Here is a 20,108-nt window from a genome sequence, read left to right as displayed (position 1 = left end):
GCAAGTAAGGCGGCATTGCTGTACTCCGCTGCGGTACAGCCACCAGCACCACTTTCGCGAGAGCCCTGATCCCTTCGATGTGAACTTCGATGGACGCACCGACTCTGATCAACGGATGCCGGACCGGACGGTACCGTACGGACCTGGGAGGCGCGGCTGCTGCGTGACCTGCCTGGCACGCCGCCTTGGCGCGAGGAGGTCGAGGTCGTCGGAGACTGGTGAAGCTGACCCCGGCTCGGCGCGCCGAGCCGGGCGAGGGTGTCGGCCTGGATGCCGCCGTTCAGGCGTCATGACGGATCGGGTCAGGCATGCCCACCGGCGCGTGCGTGTGCGTCGAGGAGGTGCGCGACCGCTTCGGTCACCTGTACGGCGAACGGGATGTGCAGCCATTCGTCCGGCACGTGCGCGTTCGAGTCCGCACCGAGCGCGCCCGTGACGACGAACTGCGCCTGCGGATACCGCCTGCCGAGCATCTCCATGAAGGGGATCCCGCCGCCGATGCCCATGTTCTGGCACGGCTTCCCGAACACGCGGTCACCGACCTGCCGCAACGCCGAGGCCAGCCATGGGGCCGGCGTCGGCGCGTGCCAGCCGTTCAGGACCATGAAGTCGCCGACCTCGACGTGCGCCCCGTACGGCACATCGGTCGTGAGGATCTTCTCCAGCGCGGCCCGCGCCGCCTCGGCGTCGGCCGAGGGCGGCAGGCGGAAGCTCAACCGGAAAGAGGTCCAGGGCCGCAGCACGGCGCCCGCCACCGCGGGGTCCGGGAGCCCGCCGGCCCCGGTCACGGACAGGGTCGGCCGCCAGGTGTTGTTGAGGACGAGCTCGACGTCGTCGTCGGAGGCTCGCCTCATTTCCGGCAGCAGCGGCAACCGGGGCACAGCGACCTCCGGATGGAGCGCGACGAGCTCCGCCGCCTCGGCGCGCCGTTCCTCCGGGATGGGCACCACCATCTCGGCCACCTTGACCTCACCGGTCTCCGAGTCCTCCACCCGATCGAGCAGCCGGCGCATGACACGGAACGAGCTCGGCACGATGCCGCTCCCGAGCCCGGAGTGGATGCCCGTCTCGAGGACGCGCACCGTGACGGTCGCCTGCACCGCGCCGCGCAGGCTGGAGGTCAGCCACAGCCGCTCGTAGTCTCCGCCGCCCGCGTCCAGGCAGACCACCAGCGACACCTCGCCGAGCCGGTCGGCGAGATGCTCCAGGTACGCGGGCAGGTCCGGGCTGCCGGACTCCTCGCCAGTCTCCAGCAGCAGGACCGCCCGGGCGTGTTCGCCGCCTACCCCGCGTACGGCCTCCAGCGCGGTCGTGGCGGCGTAGCCCGAGTATCCGTCGTCGGCGGCACCGCGGCCGTAGAGCCGGTCGTCGCGGATCACCGCCTGCCACGGGCCCAGGCCCTCCGACCAGTCACCCAGCGGCGGCTGCTTGTCGAGGTGCCCGTACAGCAGGACGGTCCCGGTCGCCGCCGCGCCCGGCGTCGCGGGCACGTCCACGAACAGGAGCGGGGCGCGGCCGTCGAGCTGCACGACGTCGCATCGCGCGTCGGGCAGGCCCCGCGACGCCACCCAGTCCCGCACGTGCTCGACGGCGGCCAGCAGATGACCGTGCTCCTCCCAGGCGGCGTCGTAGGCGGACGAAACGGCCGGAATCTCGATCAACCCGGAGAGGCTGGGCAGCACGTCCGTCGCCCAGGCCTCACTGATCGATTCGCGAAGTTTCTGATGGTCCATGCGGTAATACTGGCGCAACCGCCGCGCCTCTCACGCACGGCGAGCGCGACGGCCCAGCCACAAGCTGTCGGCCCCGTACGCCATGATCGGCCGTCGCCCACCGGGAGCAGGCCGGACAGGACCTCCCCCTTGGCGAACAACTCGATCATTTGGAACGTATGGCGCAACAGGCTCAATCACCAAGGCCGTTCCTCTTTGGGACGGCCCTAGCCAGCTTGGGATGGCGCCTATCTCAACGGATCGCAACTTCGCCGTTACTCACAGCTCATAAGGTCGGCGTCATGGCAGACGTCGTCATTTGGGCGAAGCCCTTCGAGCCACAGAATCACAACCCAGACGCAAAGGGGCGCAAGGGCCTATGTGATTGGCATGAGATGACTTTGAGGCGGGGTCCGTGTCCGCACAGGCCGTCCGCAGGCGTGAAGATCAGGTACGAGGCGGCGGACCGCGAGTTCACGCACTCGGCATGCATCGAGGCACTCAATGAGATCTCGCAGCGCTACGGCTTCCCAATCCCCCAGCAGGAGAGCGAGCGCATGGAGAACAGCTGATGCCGTAGCTGTACTTGGCAGCTGTACAAGATCGAAAAGGCCACTTCCCGATCACAGGTAGTGGCCTTTGACCTGGAGTGGAGCCAAGGAGATTCGAACTCCTGACATCCTGCTTGCAAAGGCGAATACCGATCTTGCTGGACCTGCGAAGACGCAGCTCACGGCACTGATCGCGTTCTCCGTGACTTCCCGCTGTTCCCCCTGGTTTCCCGCCCTATCGGGCACACGACGGGCACGGCTTGAGAGCCCCACGCGGACGCGCACACCTTCGCCCGCCTGATCATCCCGTCTGCCGTCGATAAGCACTATTTGAGTGGTTCGGCGTGTGCCCTACATCGGTTGATGGCATCGTGGGCCCATGGGGAAGGATCTTGTCCGGGGCGCTGGTGTTGGGCTGGTGGTAGGCCTCGGGCTCGGGTATCCGGTGTCGCGGTTGTACGAGGAGGACATAGAGACGTACACGGTCATGCCCTTGGTGGCTGTGGGCGTATTGCTGGTCGTTCCCGTCGGATGGCTGCTTGCCAGAATGCTGAGGATTGCGCATCCGATCCGCAGCGCGTTGCTTGCGCCCTTGTTGTTGTTGGTGTTGAAGAACGCGGTGGATCTGGCCGTGCCGAGCCCCCGTCCCCATCTGGCCTTGCTCGGATTCACCGTCCTGGCCATGGCGAGTTATGCGAGCGCCGCCGGATTGGCGAGTACGGCGTCGCTGATACCCCAGGTCATCGCGGCCGTGGTCGTGTGCGCGTGCGTGATCACGACGACGACGATCCATCAACAACGAACGGAGGCTCGGAAACAGCAACTCCGCAAAGACTTGATCGCCTCTTACAACGAGTCCCTTCCCCTGGCGGTGCCTGACGTAGTCCCGGGACGCACACTGGTCAACGTATGGACCATCGCCGACGACGTCCTGGCGCTCGACTACGCCAAGGACCGACAGAGTGAGCCCGACGTATTCGTCCGTATCAGCAGCAGCGGGGATCCACGCAAGGCGTGTACGGCGTGGGAAAGGGGCTCTGAGTCCTGCGAGCGGCTGGCGGCGGATCGATGGCTGTCCAAGAAGGAGGCGAACGGCAGAATGGTGCTGTTCGCCAGGGTCGGGCGCCAGCTTGTTGAGGTCGACTCAACCACTCTGAGTCTCAACGAGACCCTTGCCGCAGGGAGCAAGCTGCGTGCGATCAGCGCGGAGTACCTCGTCGACTTCGAGCCTCCGCAGAGATGATCGTCAGTCAGCCGTCATACGCTAAGTCACCGGTCATGGCGGAAGATCGTATGCCGAGCGCCGTAGCCGAAGGAAGCAGGCGGCGGCGCGTCCATGGTTGGTGCGTTCGGTCGGTACGGCGCGGCAGGTGTGCGGCGGCCGGCCCGGTGTCCCGCCGCCGTCCGGGACCGGCCCCCAGGCCGCATGCCCGGCCGGCGGGCGGCAGAGGGCCGGGTACGGCGGCGCGGCGCGCCGCCGCTTGATCGAGGAGCGACGCATCGCGTTCGTCCACCTCGGGCGCAACGTCCGCATCCCAGAGGCGGCCCTTGAGGCGTTCATCTCGGCGGGACTCGTCGAGCCGGTCACCGCGCGGCGTAGGAGCGCTGCGTGATGGCCGACGCCCCGGAGGAGAAGCCTCGCCGTTCGAGCAAGAGGAAGCCCGCCAAGCGGCGGTTCGGGCGCGTGCGGAAGCTGACTTCCGGTCGCTTCCAGGCCCGCTACCAGGATCCGGACGGGATCGATCGGCCGGCACCGCAGACGTTCGCCACCAAGACCGACGCGGAAGTCTGGCTCACCAGGACCGAGGCCCAGATCCTCGACGACGAGTGGATCAACCCGGACGCCGGGAAGATTTCTTTCGGCAAGTACGCGGCCAACTGGATCAGGGAACGACCCAAGCTGCGCCCGCGCACGATCAAGCTGTACGGCTACCTGTTCCGCACGCACCTCAAGCCCACCTTCGGGGACAAGCCGCTCAGCGACATCAAGGAGCCACATGTCCGGCTATGGCGGAAGAAACTGCTCGACAACGGCGTCAGCGAGGTCACGCTCGCCAAGGCGTACCAACTACTGAAGGCCATCCTGTCCACAGCTGTGGACGACCAGGTCGTCAAGCGCAACCATGCCGGATCAAGGGCGCAGGCCAGGAGAAATCACCTGAACGACCGGTGCTCACGGTCGCCCAGGTGTACCGGATCGTCGAGGTGATCGAGCCCCGCTACCGCGCCCTGGTGCTCCTCGGCACCTTCGCCAGCCTGCGATGGGCGAGCTGACCGGCCTCCAGCGGCGCGACCTTGACCTCGACACCGGAACTGTCAAGATCGAACGGCAGCTCATCCAGATCACCGGCAAGGGACTCACCTTCACCGACCACAAATCAGCAGCGGGCAAGCGAACCGTCGCCATCCCGGACCTGATCATCGACGAACTCAAGGCCCACGTGAAGGACTTCGCCGTGGACGGAGATGACGGCCTGATCTTCGTCGGCCCCGACAACGGCCCGCTCCGCAACACCAACTTCAAGCGCCGCGTCTGGACCAGGGCCCTCCAGGACGCCGACCTACCAAAGATTCACTTCCACGACCTGAGGCACACCGGCAACACCCTCGCTGCCAGCGCCGGCGCCTTGATCCGGGAGCTGATGGCCCGCATGGGCCACTCCAGCACCCGAGCCGCCCTGATCTACCAGCACTCCACGACGAACGGCAACGCGAAGTAGCACGCAAGCTCGACGAGCTGGCAAGGGGCGCCCTCGACACATCGGGCACGCAACGGGCACGACCCCAGAACAAGGCCCGCTAAAGATCAAAAACCCAGGCCAATGACCTGGGCTTTTGTATGAGTGGAGCCTAGGAGATTCGAACTCCTGACATCCTGCTTGCAAAACGGCCTGATCATCAGGGACAACGGCCTCGACCTGCGTGGAAGGCGATCCGCGAGTGACCGTGACTGACCGCTGATGGCCGCACCTAATGGCCCGCTAATGGCCCGACGATCACGATGTGGTCAGGGCGGAGAGCCGTAAGAACCGCCAAAGTCCCATGCACGCCGCGCGACTGGACGACCTGATCTCCAGGGCCCCGGCGGCAGCCCGAGAGGTGGGAGGCCTGCGCTGGTGCGCTGTCAGCGAGGTGACGCCCCCACCCCGGATTGATCGCCTCACGCCCCGTTTGCCGCCCTTTCCTGGAAGGATCTGGGCCAGCCGAACGCACAACGATGTTCTTCGGAAAAGGGGTGTCCGCATGGAGCCGCTGAGGCAGGGTGATCCGCGACGGGTGGGGGACTATCGGCTGGAGGGGCGGCTGGGGGGTGGCGGGATGGGGCAGGTGTTCCTGGGACGTTCTCGTGGCGGCCGCCCTGTCGCGGTCAAGGTGGTGCGGCCCGAACTGGCCAACGATGCCGGATTTCGGCGTCGGTTCGTGATCGAAGTGGAGGCGGCCCGACGGGTCGGCGGGTTCTACACCGCCCAGGTCATCGACGCCGACACCGACGCCGACACGCCATGGCTGGTCACCGCCTACATCCCCGGCCCGTCCCTGTACCAGGCCGTTGGGAGGCACGGCCCGCTGCCCGCGGAGGCGATCACCGTGCTGGGAGCGGGACTGGCCGAGGGGCTCAGCGCGATCCACGCCTGCGGCCTGGTGCACCGCGACCTCAAACCTTCCAACGTGATCCTCGCCGCCGACGGGCCCCGCGTCATCGACTTCGGCATCGCCCGCGCACTAGACGCCACCTCCCACACCTTCTCCCGCGCCGTGGTTGGCACCCCGTCGTTCATGTCCCCGGAACAGGCGCGCGGCCTCGAGGTCGGCCAACCCAGCGACGTGTTCTCCCTCGGACTTGTACTGGTGTTCGCCGCCACCGGCCGCAGCCCGTTCGGCACAGGCCCGGCCGAAGCGATCGTCTACCGCATCGTCCACGACGAACCCGACCTAACCGGCCTGTCCGCCCACCTGGCGGACCTGGTGAGGCGATGCCTGGCCAAGGACCCCAGCGACCGCATCCGCGTGGCCGACCTCCTCGATGAGCTCACCACCCCCACCCAGACAACCACCCAATGGCTCCCGCCGCCGATCGCGACGATGATTACCGAACGCCTAGTGCAGACCCCGACGACTCCGGTGTCCGACGCCATGGCGGCCGGGTACGCAGTGCCAGCGGCCAGCACCGGCACACCGGGTCTGCCGGTCTCGCCCGGCGGCCCTGGCCAAGTCGTCGGCGCCGAGACACGCGCCGCTGCCCAGCAACTGATCGCAAAAGGCCAGCTGATCCAAGCAATCAAGCTCGTGCGGGAGCGGACCGGTCTCGGCCTCAAGGAGGCCAAGGACTACTGCGACGCACTTCCGATCTCGCCCGGCGGCCCTGGCCAAGTCGTCGGCGCCGAGACACGCGCCGCTGCCCAGCAACTGATCGCAAAAGGCCAGCTGATCCAAGCAATCAAGCTCGTGCGGGAGCGGACCGGTCTCGGCCTCAAGGAGGCCAAGGACTACTGCGACGCACTGCGGGACGGCAGGCCCTGACGCGAGCAGGTTCACGCCGTCCTGGCCGGCCTCCGCCTTTCGAGCAAGGACGCCGCCGCGGCCGCCGACGCGCGGTGTGGAATCAAAAGTGATGAGCAGCCGAGCTAGGTTGTCCACGCGAAACGATTGATGTCACGCAAACACCCCGCTCGTGATCGCCTGGAGCAGGGCGCGTCGATCTCGACGGTTGCCAAGGCGTACCGGTTCCTACGGGCCGTCTTGATGACGGCGGCAGAAGAGGACAAATTGATCAGCCTTAACCCGTGCCGGATCAAGGGTGCCGACAACGAACACACGCCCGAGCGTCCCGTGATCACGGTGTCTCAGGTGTTCGAACTCGCCGACCGCATGGCGGACAGGCGGTTTCGAGCGCTCATCCTTCTGGCCACGTTCGCAAGCCTGCGGTGGGGCGAGGTGATCGCACTTCGACGGCATGACCTCGACCTGGCGGCGCGCACAGTCCGAGTCCGGGAACAGCTCGTCGAGTTGGACGGCGGCGAGATGCGCCTGTGCCCGGTCAAGTCCAAGGCCGGCCGCCGGACTATCGGCATCCCCGCCGCGATCGTCCCCACCCTCACCGAACATCTTGCGTCCTACGTAGGTCCCGATGAGGACGCCTTCGTGTTCCTCGGGAAGAACAGCGGGTTCCTGCGCGGGGGTAACTTCCGGCGTGCCGCGAAGTGGGCAGACGCACTCAAGGAGATGGGGCTCATGGGCCTGCACTTCCACGATCTTCGCCACACGGGCAACACGCTGGCCGCACAGTCAGGGGCGAGCCTGGCCGACCTCAAAGCCCGGATGGGCCACGACAGTGATCGGGCCGCGCTCATCTACCAGCACGCGACCAAGGACGCCGACCAACGGATCGCCGACGCTCTCAGCGCGCGAGTGGAGGTGGATATGAGAGATCGCCGCCCTAGCGGCTAATGGCCCGTTAATGGCCCGAACACCCCGTCACAAGATCAGTGGCGGGGTGTTTTCCCTGGTGGAGCCTAGGAGATTCGAACTCCTGACATCCTGCTTGCAAAGCAGGCGCTCTGCCAACTGAGCTAAGGCCCCTTCGACGAAGATAGCTTACCGGGCCGAGGAAGCCACCTGCGTCGTACCGAGGTCGTCGCTCAGGACCAAGCCTGGGACGTCCGCTATCGAGTCCAGGATGTGCGTGGCTCCGCCCTTGAGCAAGCGCTCCCTGCTGTGCACCCCCGTCATCAGGCCGGCCACCACGGACGCTCCGGCCCGGCGTCCGCAGAGCATGTCGCTCTCCGAGTCGCCGATGACCGCCACGTGGCGTACGTCCTCCACGCCGAGTCGGAGCACGGCGTGGAGGACCATGTCCGGCCAGGGACGGCCGCGGCCGCCGGCGTCCTCGGGGGAGATGGCGAGGTCGACCTTGTCGTGCCAGCCGAGGACGCCGAGCACGCGGCTCAACGTCGTACGGCTGAAACCGGTGATCAGGGCGAGCTTGATCCCGGTGCCGCGGAGTTTGTCGAGGACCTCCAGGACTCCGGGCATGGGCACCAGACCGGCACGTTCCAGCGCACCCTCGTAGGAGCGCTCGAACGTCAGGTTCGCCGCCTGGGCCTGGGCCTCGTTACCGGGGAAGATCCCCCGGAAGACATCGATCTTGGGGCAGCCCCGGGACCGGTGCACGTGAACCATGGCACGCGCGTACGCTCCGGTCCCGGGCACTATGCCCTGGGTGGCGATCGCCTCGGCGAAGGCGCGCTCGACCATGGCGATGTCACCGACTGTGGTGCCTGCCAGGTCCAGGCACGCCAGCTTGATGGGGACGACGTCACTCATCGCCTCGCCGGTCGGTTAGTTCTCGCTGCCGGTCGCCTCGGTCCAGAGATCGAGCTCGGCGCGGTCGGCCTGCACCTTACGCCAGATCAGCAACCCCCCAAGGGCGATCAGCGCCAGAACGAGCAGCTTCTTCACGGTGTGACCCCACTTCTTCGACGGCCTCACCTGCCGGGGTGAGACCCAACGGTTGACATGCAGCCTAGCAAGGGATGGCTGTGCTTCTTGTGTTCGCACGAACCAGATGTGCGGCTTGTGCGTAGAACGAGCTTTCAGCCCGGCCTGGATCACCCCTTTGACCCCGGCTTATACCCACCCCGTCCCGGGCAACCTGCCAATCACTTCGGACAACATCCCGATCATGCCAAATATCCCGTCACCTCGCGCACCGAGGTACCCCAGAGAGGGGATGGTCACGTTCCCGCCCACCCTGGGGACACCACCGGGGGGTATGGGAGAAGGGGGTGGTCGCGGTCAATACCGGGGGCGACACCGCCGGGGGGGAGCGATGGGGCGGATGCCGGCGCTGGTGGCCGGTGTCGGCATTTATGCCGGCCTGCATCCCAGTGGACGAGGTCGGCCCTGGCTGGCGCGGATACGGAGGAACGCGAATACGGAGAAGGCAGAGCTGGTCTCTGGCGGAGTCAGCGGGCCGAGCAGGTCAGCTTCGTGCTCGCCACCAGATCCGCTTCGTGCCCGGCCTGGCCGTCATGACGGCCAGGCCATCTCGAAGGGCCAGCTGCTCACGGATGGGATCCAGACAATGCTCCTCGCGTCCCGGCCCTCGCGTCCCGGTCCCTAGTTCTGGTCCCGGGTTCTGGTCATCGGGTTCCGGTCATCGGGTCGCGTCCCTTGGGGCGCGTTTCTCGGCGCCGTGAGGGTGGCCGGGGCCCGCGCAGAGATCGCGTTCGCCCTCCCGTGCAGGTCCGCCGTTCAGAGGGAGGCGGAGGTGCGGAAGCGGGTCGACGTACGGGAGAGAGGGCGGGCGTCCGGGGAGGGTGATGTGAATCTCACAACTCGGGCTTGCATACCCTAGGGGGGTAGGGTGTTAGACTCTGGGGCAGAGAGTGGAACGAGGGACAAGGGAGATTGACATGAGCACCGCCACCTACACCGTCAAGGGCATGACCTGCGGCCACTGCGTCAGCTCGGTCAAGGAGGAGGTCGGCGGCGTCGCGGGTGTCACCGGCGTCGACGTCGACCTGGCCAGCGGCCTTCTGACGGTGACCAGCGACAACGAGGTCGACGCCACCCAGATCGCCGCCGAGCTCGAGGAGGCCGGGTACGAGGTGGCGAACCAGTGAACACGGCGGCCAAGCTCGGCTCCTACGTCCTGGGGCTCGCCGTCGTCTTCGGCGGAGCCCTGGGCGTGGGCCGAGCGGTCGGCCCGGTGGGCCAGGAGCCGCCGAAGGAGAGCCACGCGGCCATGGCCGAGGGCCAGGAGCACGGCGACGGGCAGGACACGCCGGAGCAGACGTCCGACAAGACCGGCAGTACCAGCACTACCAGTGAGACCAGCAATACCAGCGAGATCAGTGATACCCCTGGGGGGCTACAAGTGTCGCAGAACGGATACACCCTCAACCCGTTGACCCCGATCGAGACCGGCAAGACCACCGACTTCCGTTTCACAGTAACCGGGCCGAGCGGCCGTCCGGTGACCGACTACCAGGTCGAGCACGACAAGAAGCTGCACTTCATCGTGGTCTCCCGTGACCTGACGACCTTCCTGCACGTGCACCCGGAGATGACGCCCGACGGCATCTGGTCGGTCGGGCTGACGCTGCCGGAGGCGGGGGCGTACCGGGCATTTGCCGACTTCGCGCCGACGGGCGGCGAGAAGCTGACGCTCGGCGCCGACCTGCAGGCCGCGGGCGACTACCGGCCGAAGCCGCTGCCCGAGGCGAGCCGGGCCTCGAAGGTCGGCGACTACACTGTGAGCCTCGACGGAGAGCTGGTCCCGGGGCAGGCGAGCAAGCTCACCCTCACGGTGAGCAAGGACGGCGAGCCGGTCACCGACCTGCAGCCCTACCTGGGCGCGTTCGGTCACCTGGTCGCCCTTCGCGCCGGCGACCTGGCCTACCTGCACGTACACCCGGAGCAGAGCGACAAGGCCGGGCCGCAGATCACCTTCTACGCCGAGGTGCCGAGCGTCGGCGACTACCGGCTGTTCCTCGACTTCAAGCACGGGGACGAGGTCCGTACGGCGGACTTCACCGTGCGCGCCGCCCAGGGCGGCGCGACCACCGCGGAGCCGTCGGCCCCGCACGGCCACTGAGCCACTGAGACACCAAAACGCCGAAGACACCAGAACGCCGAGAACACCGAAACCCTAAGACGCCGAACCCCCAAGACGCTGAGACGATGAGAAAGGAGAGGTGATGTCTTCCCTCACCGAGGAGAAAGCTGTCGAACTCACGATCGGCGGCATGACGTGCGCGTCCTGCGCCAACCGCATCGAGCGCAAGCTGAACAAGCTTGAGGGCGTGACCGCGACGGTCAACTACGCGACGGAGAAGGCGAAGGTCACCTTTCCGGACGGGCTGGACCCGCAGGCGCTGATCAGCGAGGTGGAGAAGGCCGGGTACAGCGCCGCGCTCCCCGTCGCCAAGGAGCAGGAGGGGCAGGGGGAGCAGGCCGAGCCCGCCGACGAGCTGCGTCCGCTGCGCGACCGGCTGATCGCCTCGGTCGCGCTGAGCGTGCCGGTGATCGCGATGGCGATGGTCCCGGCGCTGCAGTTCACGAACTGGCAGTGGTTGTCGCTGGTGCTGGCCGCCCCGGTCGTGGTGTATGCGGGCTGGCCCTTCCACAAGGCCGCGTGGACGAACCTGCGCCACGGCGCCGCCACCATGGACACCCTGATCTCCATCGGCACGCTGGCCGCGCTCGGCTGGTCCCTGTGGGCGCTGTTCTTCGGCACGGCGGGCACGCCGGGCATGACGCACCCGTTCGAGCTGACCATCGAGCGCACCGACGGCTCGGGCAACATCTACCTGGAGGCCGCGGCGGGGGTGACGGCGTTCATCCTGGCCGGGCGGTACTTCGAGTCGCGTTCCAAGCGGCGGGCGGGAGCCGCGCTGCGGGCCCTGATGGAGCTGGGCGCCAAGGACGTCGAGCTGGCCGACGGGCGTCGGGTGCCGGTCGAGCAGCTCAAGGCGGGCGACACGTTCATCGTGCGGCCGGGTGAGAAGGTCGCCACGGACGGCGTGATCGAGGAGGGCACCTCCGCGGTGGACGCCTCGATGCTGACCGGGGAGTCCGTGCCGGTGGAGGTAGGGCCGGGCGACGCGGTGACCGGCGCGACCGTGAACGCGGGCGGCCGGCTGGTCGTCCGGGCCACGCGGGTGGGCTCGGACACGCAGCTCGCGCAGATGGCCAAGCTGGTGGAGGAGGCCCAGACGGGCAAGGCCGAGGTGCAGCGGCTGGCCGACCGCATCTCGGGCGTCTTCGTCCCGATCGTGATCGCGCTGGCGCTGGGCACACTGGGCTTCTGGCTCGGCACGGGGAACGGCGCGGGGGCCGCGTTCACCGCCGCGGTGGCGGTGCTGATCATCGCCTGCCCGTGCGCGCTCGGCCTGGCCACGCCCACGGCGCTGCTGGTCGGTACGGGCCGGGGAGCCCAGCTCGGCATCCTGATCAAGGGTCCGGAGGTGCTGGAGTCCACGCGCCGCATCGACACCATCGTCCTGGACAAGACCGGCACGGTCACCGAGGGACGCATGACGCTGGCCGGCGTGCACCTGGCCGAGGGGGAGAGCCGCGAGGAGGTGCTGCGGCTGGCCGGGGCCATCGAGCACGCCTCCGAGCACCCGATCGCCCAGGCCGTCGCCAGGGCGGCGAAGTCCGACGCGACGGTGGAGGACTTCGCCAACATCGAGGGCCTCGGCGTGCAGGGCATCGTGGACGGGCACGCGGTCCTCGTCGGCCGCCCGAGGCTGCTGGCCGAGTGGTCGCAGCACCTGCCCGCCGGCCTGGCGGCCACCCTTGAGGAGGAGCAGGCCAAGGGCCGTACGGTGGTCGCGGTCGGCTGGGACGGCAAGGCCAGGGCGCTGCTGGTGGTGTCCGACGTGGTCAAGGAGACGAGCGCGGAGGCCATCCGCAGGCTGCGTACGCTCGGTCTGACCCCGGTCCTGCTGACCGGCGACAACGAGGCCGTCGCCCGCCAGGTCGCGGACGAGGTCGGCATCGACGAGGTGATCGCCGAGGTGCTGCCCGCGGACAAGGTGGACGTGGTCAAGCGGCTGCAGTCCGAGGGCAAGGTCGTGGCCATGGTCGGCGACGGCGTCAACGACGCGGCCGCGCTCGCCCAGGCGGACCTGGGGCTGGCGATGGGCACCGGCACGGATGCCGCGATCGAGGCGTCGGACCTGACCCTGGTCAGGGGCGACCTGCTGGTGGCGGCCGACGCGATCAGGCTCTCCCGCAGGACGCTCGGCACGATCAAGGGCAACCTGTTCTGGGCCTTCGCCTACAACGTGGCCGCTCTCCCGCTGGCCGCGCTCGGCCTGCTCAACCCGATGATCGCGGGGGCGGCGATGGCCTTCTCCAGCGTGTTCGTGGTCAGCAACAGCCTGCGGCTACGCCGCTTCAAGTGATCGTTCGGCCCATCTGACGGCCGGTGCCATGGCGGCGCCGGCCGTCATGAACGTCAGGCCGAGCAGCAGCCAGCCCACGGCGCCGCCGTCGAGCACGAGCGTGGTCAGCACCACCGGGCCGAGCATCCTCGCGACGGCCGTGCCGGTGCCGAAGAAGCCCTGGTACTGGCCCTGCCTGTCGTCGGGGGCCAGCCCGAAGCCGATCTCCCAGGCGCCCGCGGCCAGCAACATCTCCCCCGCGACCTGTAGACAGCCCGCCGCGATCAGGAAGATCCAGCCGTACGGGCTGAGGGCGAACACCGCGCAGGCGGCGAGCATCACGAGACCCGCCTTCCGGACGGCCGAGGAGGCGTCCCGCAGGTCGCGTACCCGGCGGGCGACGCGGACCTGGAAGAGCAGCACGCTGCCGGTGTTGAGCACGAGCAGCACGGAGATCATCCACGTGGGCGCGGACGTGCGTTGCGCGATCCACAGCGGCACCACGAGGCTGAGCAGCGGCATGTAGAAGAGCATGACCGCGTTGATCAGCGTGACCAGCGCGTACGGCCGGTCCCTGAGCACGGCCAGCAGGGGGCCCGGCGCGGCGGGCGCGGGCCGTACGGCGGGCAGCGTGAGCAGCACCAGCGCGGCGATCAGGAAGCTCAGGGCGTCGAGCACGAACACCGCGACGTATCCGGCGCGTGTGCCGACGGTCAGCGCGACGCCGCCCAGCGCGGCCCCGACGGCCAGGCCGCCGTTGAGCGTGGACTGCAGCACGGCCCGGACGACCGTACGGCGGGCCGGTTCGATCAGCCCGGCCAGCAGCGCCTGGCGGGCCGCCGACAGGCCGGTCTGCGCCGTGCCGTACAGGCAGGCGACCAGCACGAACAGCGCGTACGAGCGGACGAACACGAACGAGGCGGCCGCCAGCGCGGTGGTGAGCGCGAGCAGCACCGCCACGCCGCGCGGCCCGCGCCGGTCGGCCAGGTGGCCGAGCGGGACCCCGGCCACCTCGGCGACGGCCCAGCCCAGCGTGAGGCCGAGGCCGATCTCGGTGGCCGACAGGCCCACGACATTCGCGAAGTAGAGCGCCGAGGTGACCAGATAGGCGCCGTCGCCGACGGCGTTGGCGAGCTGCGCGGCGGCGAGGACGCGCTGGCTCCTGACGCCCTGCGGGACGCGCTCAGCTTTCACGCTTTGTAGGACTCTGGGGTCATCCGGGTGGCGACGCCCATCCGGTTCCAGGCGTTGATGGTGGCCACGGCCACGACCAGCGCGGCCAGTTGCGGCTCGTCGAAGTGCGCGGCGGCCCCTGCCCAGACCTCGTCGGTGACGTCGTCGGTGGACAGCCGGGTGGCGGCCTCGGTGAAGGCCAGGGCGGCGCGTTCCTGGTCGGTGAAGAAGGGGGCCTCGCGCCAGACGGCGACGGCGTGCAGCCTGGCGTCGCTCTCCCCCGCCTGCTTGGCGTCGGAGCTGTGCATGTCCACGCAGTAGACGCAGCCGTTGATCTGGCTGGCGCGCAGCCGGACGAGTTCGAGGAGGGGCTTGGGGAGCGTGCTGTGGGCCACGAACCTGTCCAGGCCGCCCATCGCCTTGTACGCCTCGCCGGCCAGCGTTCCAAGTTCCATACGTTCGGTCATGCACCCATTTTGTCCGCCCTTTTGTCCCGATATAAGCTCCAATTTCCGGCAAGTTGATTGGGCCAAGTTGGACGTTCACATCAGCCTCGAAGGCCGCGGTGACCTGGCCGCACAGGTCTACCGCCAACTGCTCGACGCCATACTCGACGGCCGGCTGCGGTCGGGCGAGCGGCTGCCGCCGACGCGGGAACTGGCCCGCCGGCTGGAGATCTCCAGGAACACGGTGGCGATCGCCTACGACCGGCTGGTGGCCGACGGCTTCCTGATCGGCAGGGCGGGGGCGGGCACGTTCGTGTCGGCCGAGCCGGTACGCGGCCGGGCCGCGCCCAAGGGGGTGGTCAGGCCGCGGGCGTTCTGGCGGGAGCTCGGCACGGCCGCAAACGTGGCGCCCGCCCGGTACGACTTCCGCGTCGGCGTACCGGACGCGCGGCTGTTCCCGATGGAGACGTGGCGCAGGCTGGTGGCGAGGGAGCTGCGGGTCGGCCTGGCGACGTACGACGACCCGTCAGGCTATGAACCCCTACGTGACGCTATTTCGCGTCATATCGGGATCAGCCGGTCTGTCCATGCCGGGCCGGACGACGTACTGATCACCAACGGCGCGCAGCAGGCCCTCGACCTCGTCGGCCGCGTCCTGATCGAGCCCGGCACGACCGTCGCCGTCGAGGAGCCCGGCTATCCGCCCGCCCGCCGGCTGTTCCGCTCGCTCGGCGCCCGCGTCGTCGGCGTGCCCGTGGACGCCGAAGGCCTGGACGTCTCGGCCATCCCCCGCGCGGCGAGCCTCGTCTACGTCACGCCCTCGCACCAGTTCCCGCTGGGCACGCCCATGTCGCTGGCCCGCCGCGCCGCCCTGCTCGCCTGGGCGGAACGCCGCGCCGCCGTGGTGATCGAGGACGACTACGACAGCGAGTTCCGCTTCGGCGAACGTCCGCTCGAACCCCTGCAGAGCCTCGACCGCGCGGGCCGCGTGATCTACGTGGGCTCGTTCTCCAAGACCCTGCTCCCGATGCTCAGGCTGGGCTTCCTCGTCGCCCCCGCCTCGCTCGGCCCGGCCCTGCGCGCGGCCAGGCAGCTCTCCGACTGGCACGGCGACGTGCCCACGCAGGCCGCCCTGGCCCGCTTCATCGACGAGGGCCTGCTGGCCCGGCACATCAGGAAGGCGACCCGCGAGTACGCCGCCCGGCACGCCCTGATCGCCGAGACGCTGGCCGGGGAGGACCGCCTGCGCCTGATCCCGTCCGCCGCGGGCCTGCACGTGTGCGCCCTCTTCGCGCCGGGCGTGTCCGTACGTCGGGCGCCGGACCTGGCCGTCGAGCAGCTCGACGCCTATTGCGGCGAGACCCCGGCACAACCCGGCCTGGTCCTGGGCTACGGCGCCATCGGGCCGCACGACCTCCGCCCCGGCCTGCGCCTGCTCACCGACTCGCTGAAGCCAGGCTCACTGAAGCCGGCCTCACTGGAGACAGCCTCACTGAAGCCGGCCTAGAAGTGCCGGCGGCTCCAGAACCGCCGCGCCCGCTCCCCCGACAACTCCGGATCGTCCGGCGGCGAGGGTTGCTGCACGATGACGACCGTCGTCTTGGCGTGGCGGGCGCAGTACATGCTGGTGGAGGGCAGCAGGATCCGGCTGAGCATCCCGCGCCTGCCCCGCCCGAGCACCAGCAGGTCACCCTCCCGCGCCAGATCGACGAGGTGGTAGCCGGGATCGCCGACCTTGCTGACGCTCGCCACGCGCAGATCGTCGGGCACGCCCCCTGCGACGTCCTCGAACACGCCCGCGATCACCTCCGCGCAGCGGCTCTCCTCGCCCTGCCGGATCGCGTGCTGCACGGGCAGCGCCTCGGGGAAGGGATGGACGGGCGCACGACTGACGTGAACGGCCACCAGAGCCATCCGGTGCAGCCTGGCCGCGCCGATGGCCCAGGCGAGTGCCCAGCGCGAGGCCGGGGACTCGTCCACCCCCACGATCAGCCTCACACCGCCAGGCAGATCCTGTTCCACGGTGCCTCCTGGAAATGAAGTACGACCATAGTGCGCCAACCGGCGAGTTAGCGGGAGGTGGCACTTTGCGAACTCTGGAGTCCCCCGCGAGCCCGGGCGTAGCATGCGGGGGTGGAACGAGGGTGGGTGCAACCCCGTCCCGCCCTCGACCGGCGGCTCGACGGGGCGCTTACGCACAGGCTCACCACGCTCGTGGCCTCTACAGGCTACGGGAAGTCGATCGCGCTCGCCGGTTGGAGCCACGCCGTCGGCGCGGTGCTGCACCTGCTCGGGCCCGCCGACCGCGACCTGCCGACGCTGGCGGGATCGGTGGCGTCGGCGCTGGCCGAGGCCGTGCCGGGGCTGCCCGCCGACCTGCTGGCCGCGGCCGGGGCGCCGCTCGGCCCCGACGCCGACGAGCTGTCCAGGGCCGCCGCGCTGGCGGGCGCGCTGGCCGAGTCGCTGGCCCGGCGGCTGGCCAGAGGGCTGGCGCTGATCTTCGACGGCGTCGACGCGATCGCCGGTGCGCCGGGCTCGGTGCGTTACGTGGAGACGCTGGTTCGCGCCTCGCCCCGCCATCTGCACCTGGTCACCGCCTCGCGGGCGCCGCTGCCGTTCCCGACGGCCCGGCTGCGCCAGGACCACGAGGTGCTCGACCTCGACGCCACCGACCTGGCGCTCACCCCCGCCGAGACCGCCGCCTGGGCCCGCGAGCGGCTGGGCGAGCAGGGCGCGGGCATCGCCTCCAGGCTGCACGAGGCGTGCGCGGGCTGGCCCGCCGCCGTCCAGGCCGCGCTCGACACGCTGGCCAGGGAGGAGCCGGCGAGCTGGCCGCGCACCGCGGCGAGCCTGACCGCCGGGTCGGCCACGCTCGAACACCTGACGCTCGCCGCGTTCAAGGACCTGCCGCAGGGCATGCGCGAGCTGCTGCGCGCGGCGACCGTCCTGCCGGTGCTGACCTCCGGCCTGTCCGCCACGCTCGGCGCGCCTCCCGACACGCTCCCCGCCCTGATCAGCCGCGGCCTGTTCGTCGAGGCCGACCAGGACGGCCACCGGCTGACCTCGACCAGCAGGCACGTCCTCACCCGGCACGCCCCGCTCGACCGGCACGAGGCCCACGACGTGGCCGCCGTAGCCGCCCGCTGGTACGTCGAGCACGACCAGCCCGAGCTGGCCCTGCGCGCCGCCGTCGCGACCGCCCATCCGGACCTCGCCGCGTCACTGCTCAACTCCCACGGCCCCCGCCTGGCCGAGCGCGGCGACGTGATCGCGGCGCTCGACCTGCTGCCCGAGCCCGCCAGGAGCTCTCCCCCGATGCTCAGGCTCGCGGGCATCGCCGAGCTCAACCGCGGCCACTGGACCCGCGCCCGCGACCTGCTGGCCCAGGCCGCCGCCGGTCCCGCCTTCGACGCGTTCCTGGCCAGGCGGCTCGGCTTCATCGACCACCTGCGCGGCGACCTCGACGCGGCCATGGCGGCGTACGCCAAGGGCCACGCGTACGGCTCGCCGCCGGCCGACGCCGCCATGTGCGCCGCCTCCATGGCCTCGGTCCTGTGGCTGAAGGGCGACCGTACGGGCTGTGCCGAGCTGGCTGACCGGGCGCTGGAACAGGCCGGCCTGCTGGGCGACCCAGGCGCGCTGGCGATGGCCAACACGGTGCTGGCCATGCTCGCCGCGCTCGACGGCGACCGCCGCGCCAACGACGCCCACTACCTGCGCGCCCTCGAGTACGCCGAACGCGCCGGCGACATCGTCCAGCTCATCAGGATCCGGGCCAACCGGGCTTCCCGTCATCTCGACGAGGGCGCGTACGCCGAGGCGCTGGCCGAGACGGAGGCCGCGAGCCGGCTGTGCGACCTGGTGTCGTTCGCGCCCTACGCGGCGCTCAACGTCGCCAACCGGGCCAAGGCCCTCGTCGGGCTCGGCCGGCTGGAGGAGGCCGCGATCGACGCGGCCGACGCGGTGGCCAGGTGGGAGGCGATGGGCTCGCGGCTGGTCAGCGTCGGGCTGGTCAGGCTGGGCGAGATCCACGAGCTGCGCGGCGAACGCGGGCAGGCCGCCGCGACCTACCGCCGGGTGATCGCCGAGACCGGCTCGCTGGGCGAGGTGCAGACCCTGTCCAACGCGCTCAACGCGCTGGCCGGGCTGCTCGCCGAGGAGGACCCCGAGGAGGCCGGCGAGGTGGCCCGGCAGGCGCTGGCGCACGCCGACGGCATCGCGGGCGTCGCCGCGCGGGTGGCCGCGGCGCACGTGGCCCTGGCCGGGGGCCGCCGCGAGGAGGCCGCCCGGCTGCTCGACGCGACCGAGCCGGTCGCCGTCGAACGCCGGGACCACGCGGCCCAGGCCGTGATCTGCGAGCTGCGCGCCCGGCTCGACGGCGATCCCGCGCGGGCCGACGAGGCGGTGCGCAGGTGGGCGGTGCTCGGCGACCCGATCGGGCTGGCCAGGGCCGAGCTGGTACGCGCGGCCCTGGCCGACCCGGCGAACGGCGGCGAGGCGGCCGTACGGGTGCGCGAGCGGATGCACGCGATCGGCTGCCGGGCGCTCGACGACCGGATCGACGAGCTGATCGCCCGCGCGGCGCCCGTACCGGGGGCGGCGGTGGTGATCGAGACCATGGGAACGTTCCGGGTGCTGCGGGGGGCGGTGCCGGTCCCGCGTACGGCCTGGCAGTCGCGCAAGGCCCGCGACCTGCTGAAGATCCTGGTCAGCCGCCGGGGCGGGGCGATCAGCAGGGAACGGCTGGTGGAGATCCTCTGGCCCGAGCAGCAGGACGACACGGTCGGGCTGCGGCGGCTCAACGTCATGGTCTCCACGCTGCGCGCGGTGCTCGACCCGGCCCGCGAACGGCCTCCGGACGACGTCGTGGTCTCCGAGGAGGGCGCGCTGCGCCTGGACCTGGCCCACGCCGACGTCGACGTGGAGCGCTTCCTCGACCTGGCGGCCGAGGCCGTACGGCTGGAGCAGGCGGGCCGCGCGGCCGAGGCGCTGGAGCGGTGGACGGCGGCGGAAGGCGCGTACGGCGGCGAGTTCTGCGAGGAGGACCCCTACGCCGACTGGGCCGTGGGCCTGCGCGAACAGGCGAGGCTGGCCTACGTGCAGGCGTCCGCCCGGCTGGCCGCGGCACGCACCCGCGAGCGGCGCTACGACGAGGCCGCCCGCTACTGGCTGCGCCTGCTGGAGCGCGACGGCTACGACGAGCGTGCCCACCTGGGCCTGGTACGGGTGCTCGACCTGGCGGGCCGGCGCGGCGACGCCCGCAGGCGCTACCACCTCTACGCCGAGCGCATGCGGGAGCTGGAGGTCGAGCCCGCGCCCTATCCCACCTGA

Annotated in this window: 18 protein-coding genes and 1 tRNA gene; 12 read left to right on the top strand and 7 right to left on the bottom strand. The window is 70.1% G+C overall.

Annotation, left to right across the window (positions count from 1 at the left end; translation table 11 throughout):
• Positions 1–302: 302 nt before the first annotated feature.
• Entirely contained in the window at positions 303–1,733 is a 1,431-nt protein-coding gene (locus tag DMB42_RS33495; protein WP_125640877.1) for a M20/M25/M40 family metallo-hydrolase, read from the bottom strand.
• Positions 1,734–2,152: 419 nt separating this feature from the next.
• Here DMB42_RS33495 and DMB42_RS55330 point away from each other — a divergent pair, with 419 nt between their 5' ends.
• The 7 genes from DMB42_RS55330 to DMB42_RS33470 all read left to right on the top strand — a co-directional run bounded on the left by DMB42_RS55330 (position 2,153) and on the right by DMB42_RS33470 (position 7,711).
• Positions 2,153–2,284, top strand: a complete 132-nt coding sequence (locus tag DMB42_RS55330) for a hypothetical protein (RefSeq protein WP_260478099.1) — start codon at positions 2,153–2,155, stop codon at positions 2,282–2,284.
• A 358-nt stretch (positions 2,285–2,642) separates the two neighbouring features.
• Positions 2,643–3,506, top strand: coding sequence for a hypothetical protein (locus DMB42_RS33490; protein ID WP_125640874.1), 864 nt, complete (start codon positions 2,643–2,645; stop codon positions 3,504–3,506).
• 100 nt (positions 3,507–3,606) lie between these two features.
• Positions 3,607–3,876, top strand: a complete 270-nt coding sequence (locus tag DMB42_RS55325) for a hypothetical protein (protein ID WP_260478098.1) — start codon at positions 3,607–3,609, stop codon at positions 3,874–3,876.
• On the top strand, positions 3,876–4,472 hold the full coding sequence (locus tag DMB42_RS54400) for an N-terminal phage integrase SAM-like domain-containing protein (protein WP_260478116.1): 597 nt from the start codon (positions 3,876–3,878) through the stop codon (positions 4,470–4,472). Before DMB42_RS55325 ends, DMB42_RS54400 begins: the two co-directional genes overlap by 1 nt.
• Positions 4,473–4,524: 52 nt before the next feature.
• On the top strand, positions 4,525–4,983 hold the full coding sequence (locus tag DMB42_RS54395) for a site-specific integrase (RefSeq protein WP_221762470.1): 459 nt from the start codon (positions 4,525–4,527) through the stop codon (positions 4,981–4,983).
• Between the two features lie 523 nt (positions 4,984–5,506).
• The gene (locus tag DMB42_RS33475) at positions 5,507–6,784 is read left to right on the top strand and encodes a ribosomal protein L7/L12 (RefSeq protein WP_125640871.1); all 1,278 of its coding nucleotides are present in this window, start codon (positions 5,507–5,509) and stop codon (positions 6,782–6,784) included.
• A 129-nt stretch (positions 6,785–6,913) separates the two neighbouring features.
• Positions 6,914–7,711, top strand: a complete 798-nt coding sequence (locus DMB42_RS33470) for a site-specific integrase (RefSeq protein WP_125640868.1) — start codon at positions 6,914–6,916, stop codon at positions 7,709–7,711.
• Positions 7,712–7,767: 56 nt separating this feature from the next.
• Here the strand turns inward: DMB42_RS33470 and DMB42_RS33465 are convergent.
• From DMB42_RS33465 to DMB42_RS54390, 3 genes are all read right to left on the bottom strand, one after another.
• Positions 7,768–7,843 (bottom strand) — tRNA-Ala (locus tag DMB42_RS33465).
• A gap of 15 nt (positions 7,844–7,858) precedes the next feature.
• The gene (locus DMB42_RS33460) at positions 7,859–8,587 is read right to left on the bottom strand and encodes an HAD-IA family hydrolase (protein ID WP_125640865.1); all 729 of its coding nucleotides are present in this window, start codon (positions 8,585–8,587) and stop codon (positions 7,859–7,861) included.
• A 15-nt stretch (positions 8,588–8,602) separates the two neighbouring features.
• Complete coding sequence (locus tag DMB42_RS54390; RefSeq protein WP_020542320.1) at positions 8,603–8,722, bottom strand: DLW-39 family protein; 120 nt, start codon at positions 8,720–8,722, stop codon at positions 8,603–8,605.
• Positions 8,723–9,678: 956 nt separating this feature from the next.
• Here DMB42_RS54390 and DMB42_RS33455 point away from each other — a divergent pair.
• The 3 genes from DMB42_RS33455 (at position 9,679) to DMB42_RS33445 (ending at position 13,179) form a co-directional block, all read left to right on the top strand.
• Positions 9,679–9,888 (top strand): heavy-metal-associated domain-containing protein, encoded by a 210-nt coding sequence (locus DMB42_RS33455; protein WP_125640862.1) that lies wholly within the window; start codon positions 9,679–9,681, stop codon positions 9,886–9,888.
• The gene (locus DMB42_RS33450) at positions 9,885–10,862 is read left to right on the top strand and encodes a hypothetical protein (RefSeq protein ID WP_125640859.1); all 978 of its coding nucleotides are present in this window, start codon (positions 9,885–9,887) and stop codon (positions 10,860–10,862) included. Before DMB42_RS33455 ends, DMB42_RS33450 begins: the two co-directional genes overlap by 4 nt.
• Before the next feature lie 103 nt (positions 10,863–10,965).
• On the top strand, positions 10,966–13,179 hold the full coding sequence (locus DMB42_RS33445) for a cation-translocating P-type ATPase (RefSeq protein WP_125640856.1): 2,214 nt from the start codon (positions 10,966–10,968) through the stop codon (positions 13,177–13,179).
• Here DMB42_RS33445 and DMB42_RS33440 read toward each other — a convergent pair.
• Both DMB42_RS33440 and DMB42_RS33435 read right to left on the bottom strand, forming a co-directional pair.
• Positions 13,162–14,352: an MFS transporter gene (locus DMB42_RS33440; protein ID WP_125640854.1), complete on the bottom strand. Its 1,191-nt coding sequence runs from the start codon at positions 14,350–14,352 to the stop codon at positions 13,162–13,164. The two genes, DMB42_RS33445 and DMB42_RS33440, sit on opposite strands and share 18 nt — an antisense overlap.
• Complete coding sequence (locus DMB42_RS33435) at positions 14,349–14,798, bottom strand: carboxymuconolactone decarboxylase family protein (protein ID WP_125640851.1); 450 nt, start codon at positions 14,796–14,798, stop codon at positions 14,349–14,351. The genes DMB42_RS33440 and DMB42_RS33435 overlap by 4 nt, the downstream gene beginning before the upstream one ends.
• A 67-nt stretch (positions 14,799–14,865) precedes the next feature.
• On the opposite strand from DMB42_RS33435, the gene DMB42_RS33430 reads away from it, so the two are divergent.
• Positions 14,866–16,284 (top strand): PLP-dependent aminotransferase family protein, encoded by a 1,419-nt coding sequence (locus DMB42_RS33430; protein WP_125640848.1) that lies wholly within the window; start codon positions 14,866–14,868, stop codon positions 16,282–16,284.
• On the opposite strand, the gene DMB42_RS33425 is transcribed toward DMB42_RS33430, so the two are convergent.
• Positions 16,281–16,799: a universal stress protein gene (locus tag DMB42_RS33425; protein WP_221762469.1), complete on the bottom strand. Its 519-nt coding sequence runs from the start codon at positions 16,797–16,799 to the stop codon at positions 16,281–16,283. The genes DMB42_RS33430 and DMB42_RS33425 overlap by 4 nt on opposite strands.
• Positions 16,800–16,910: 111 nt before the next feature.
• Here DMB42_RS33425 and DMB42_RS33420 point away from each other — a divergent pair, with 111 nt between their 5' ends.
• Positions 16,911–20,108 (top strand): BTAD domain-containing putative transcriptional regulator, encoded by a 3,198-nt coding sequence (locus DMB42_RS33420; protein ID WP_125640842.1) that lies wholly within the window; start codon positions 16,911–16,913, stop codon positions 20,106–20,108.

It is taken from the genome of Nonomuraea sp. WAC 01424, from assembly GCF_003947315.1.
Lineage (GTDB): Bacteria > Actinomycetota > Actinomycetes > Streptosporangiales > Streptosporangiaceae > Nonomuraea > Nonomuraea spiralis.
The sequence above is the reverse complement of the archived record's forward strand: the minus strand, read 5'-3'. Positions and strand labels throughout refer to the sequence as shown.

Coding starts and splice junctions, on each gene's coding strand:
- DMB42_RS33495 (WP_125640877.1), bottom strand. CDS start 1,733: ATGGACCATCAGAAACTTCGCGAATCGATCAGTGAGGCCTGGGCGACG.
- DMB42_RS33490 (WP_125640874.1), top strand. CDS start 2,643: ATGGGGAAGGATCTTGTCCGGGGCGCTGGTGTTGGGCTGGTGGTAGGC.
- DMB42_RS54400 (WP_260478116.1), top strand. CDS start 3,876: ATGGCCGACGCCCCGGAGGAGAAGCCTCGCCGTTCGAGCAAGAGGAAG.
- DMB42_RS54395 (WP_221762470.1), top strand. CDS start 4,525: ATGGGCGAGCTGACCGGCCTCCAGCGGCGCGACCTTGACCTCGACACC.
- DMB42_RS33475 (WP_125640871.1), top strand. CDS start 5,507: ATGGAGCCGCTGAGGCAGGGTGATCCGCGACGGGTGGGGGACTATCGG.
- DMB42_RS33470 (WP_125640868.1), top strand. CDS start 6,914: ATGTCACGCAAACACCCCGCTCGTGATCGCCTGGAGCAGGGCGCGTCG.
- DMB42_RS33460 (WP_125640865.1), bottom strand. CDS start 8,587: ATGAGTGACGTCGTCCCCATCAAGCTGGCGTGCCTGGACCTGGCAGGC.
- DMB42_RS33455 (WP_125640862.1), top strand. CDS start 9,679: ATGAGCACCGCCACCTACACCGTCAAGGGCATGACCTGCGGCCACTGC.
- DMB42_RS33445 (WP_125640856.1), top strand. CDS start 10,966: ATGTCTTCCCTCACCGAGGAGAAAGCTGTCGAACTCACGATCGGCGGC.
- DMB42_RS33435 (WP_125640851.1), bottom strand. CDS start 14,798: ATGACCGAACGTATGGAACTTGGAACGCTGGCCGGCGAGGCGTACAAG.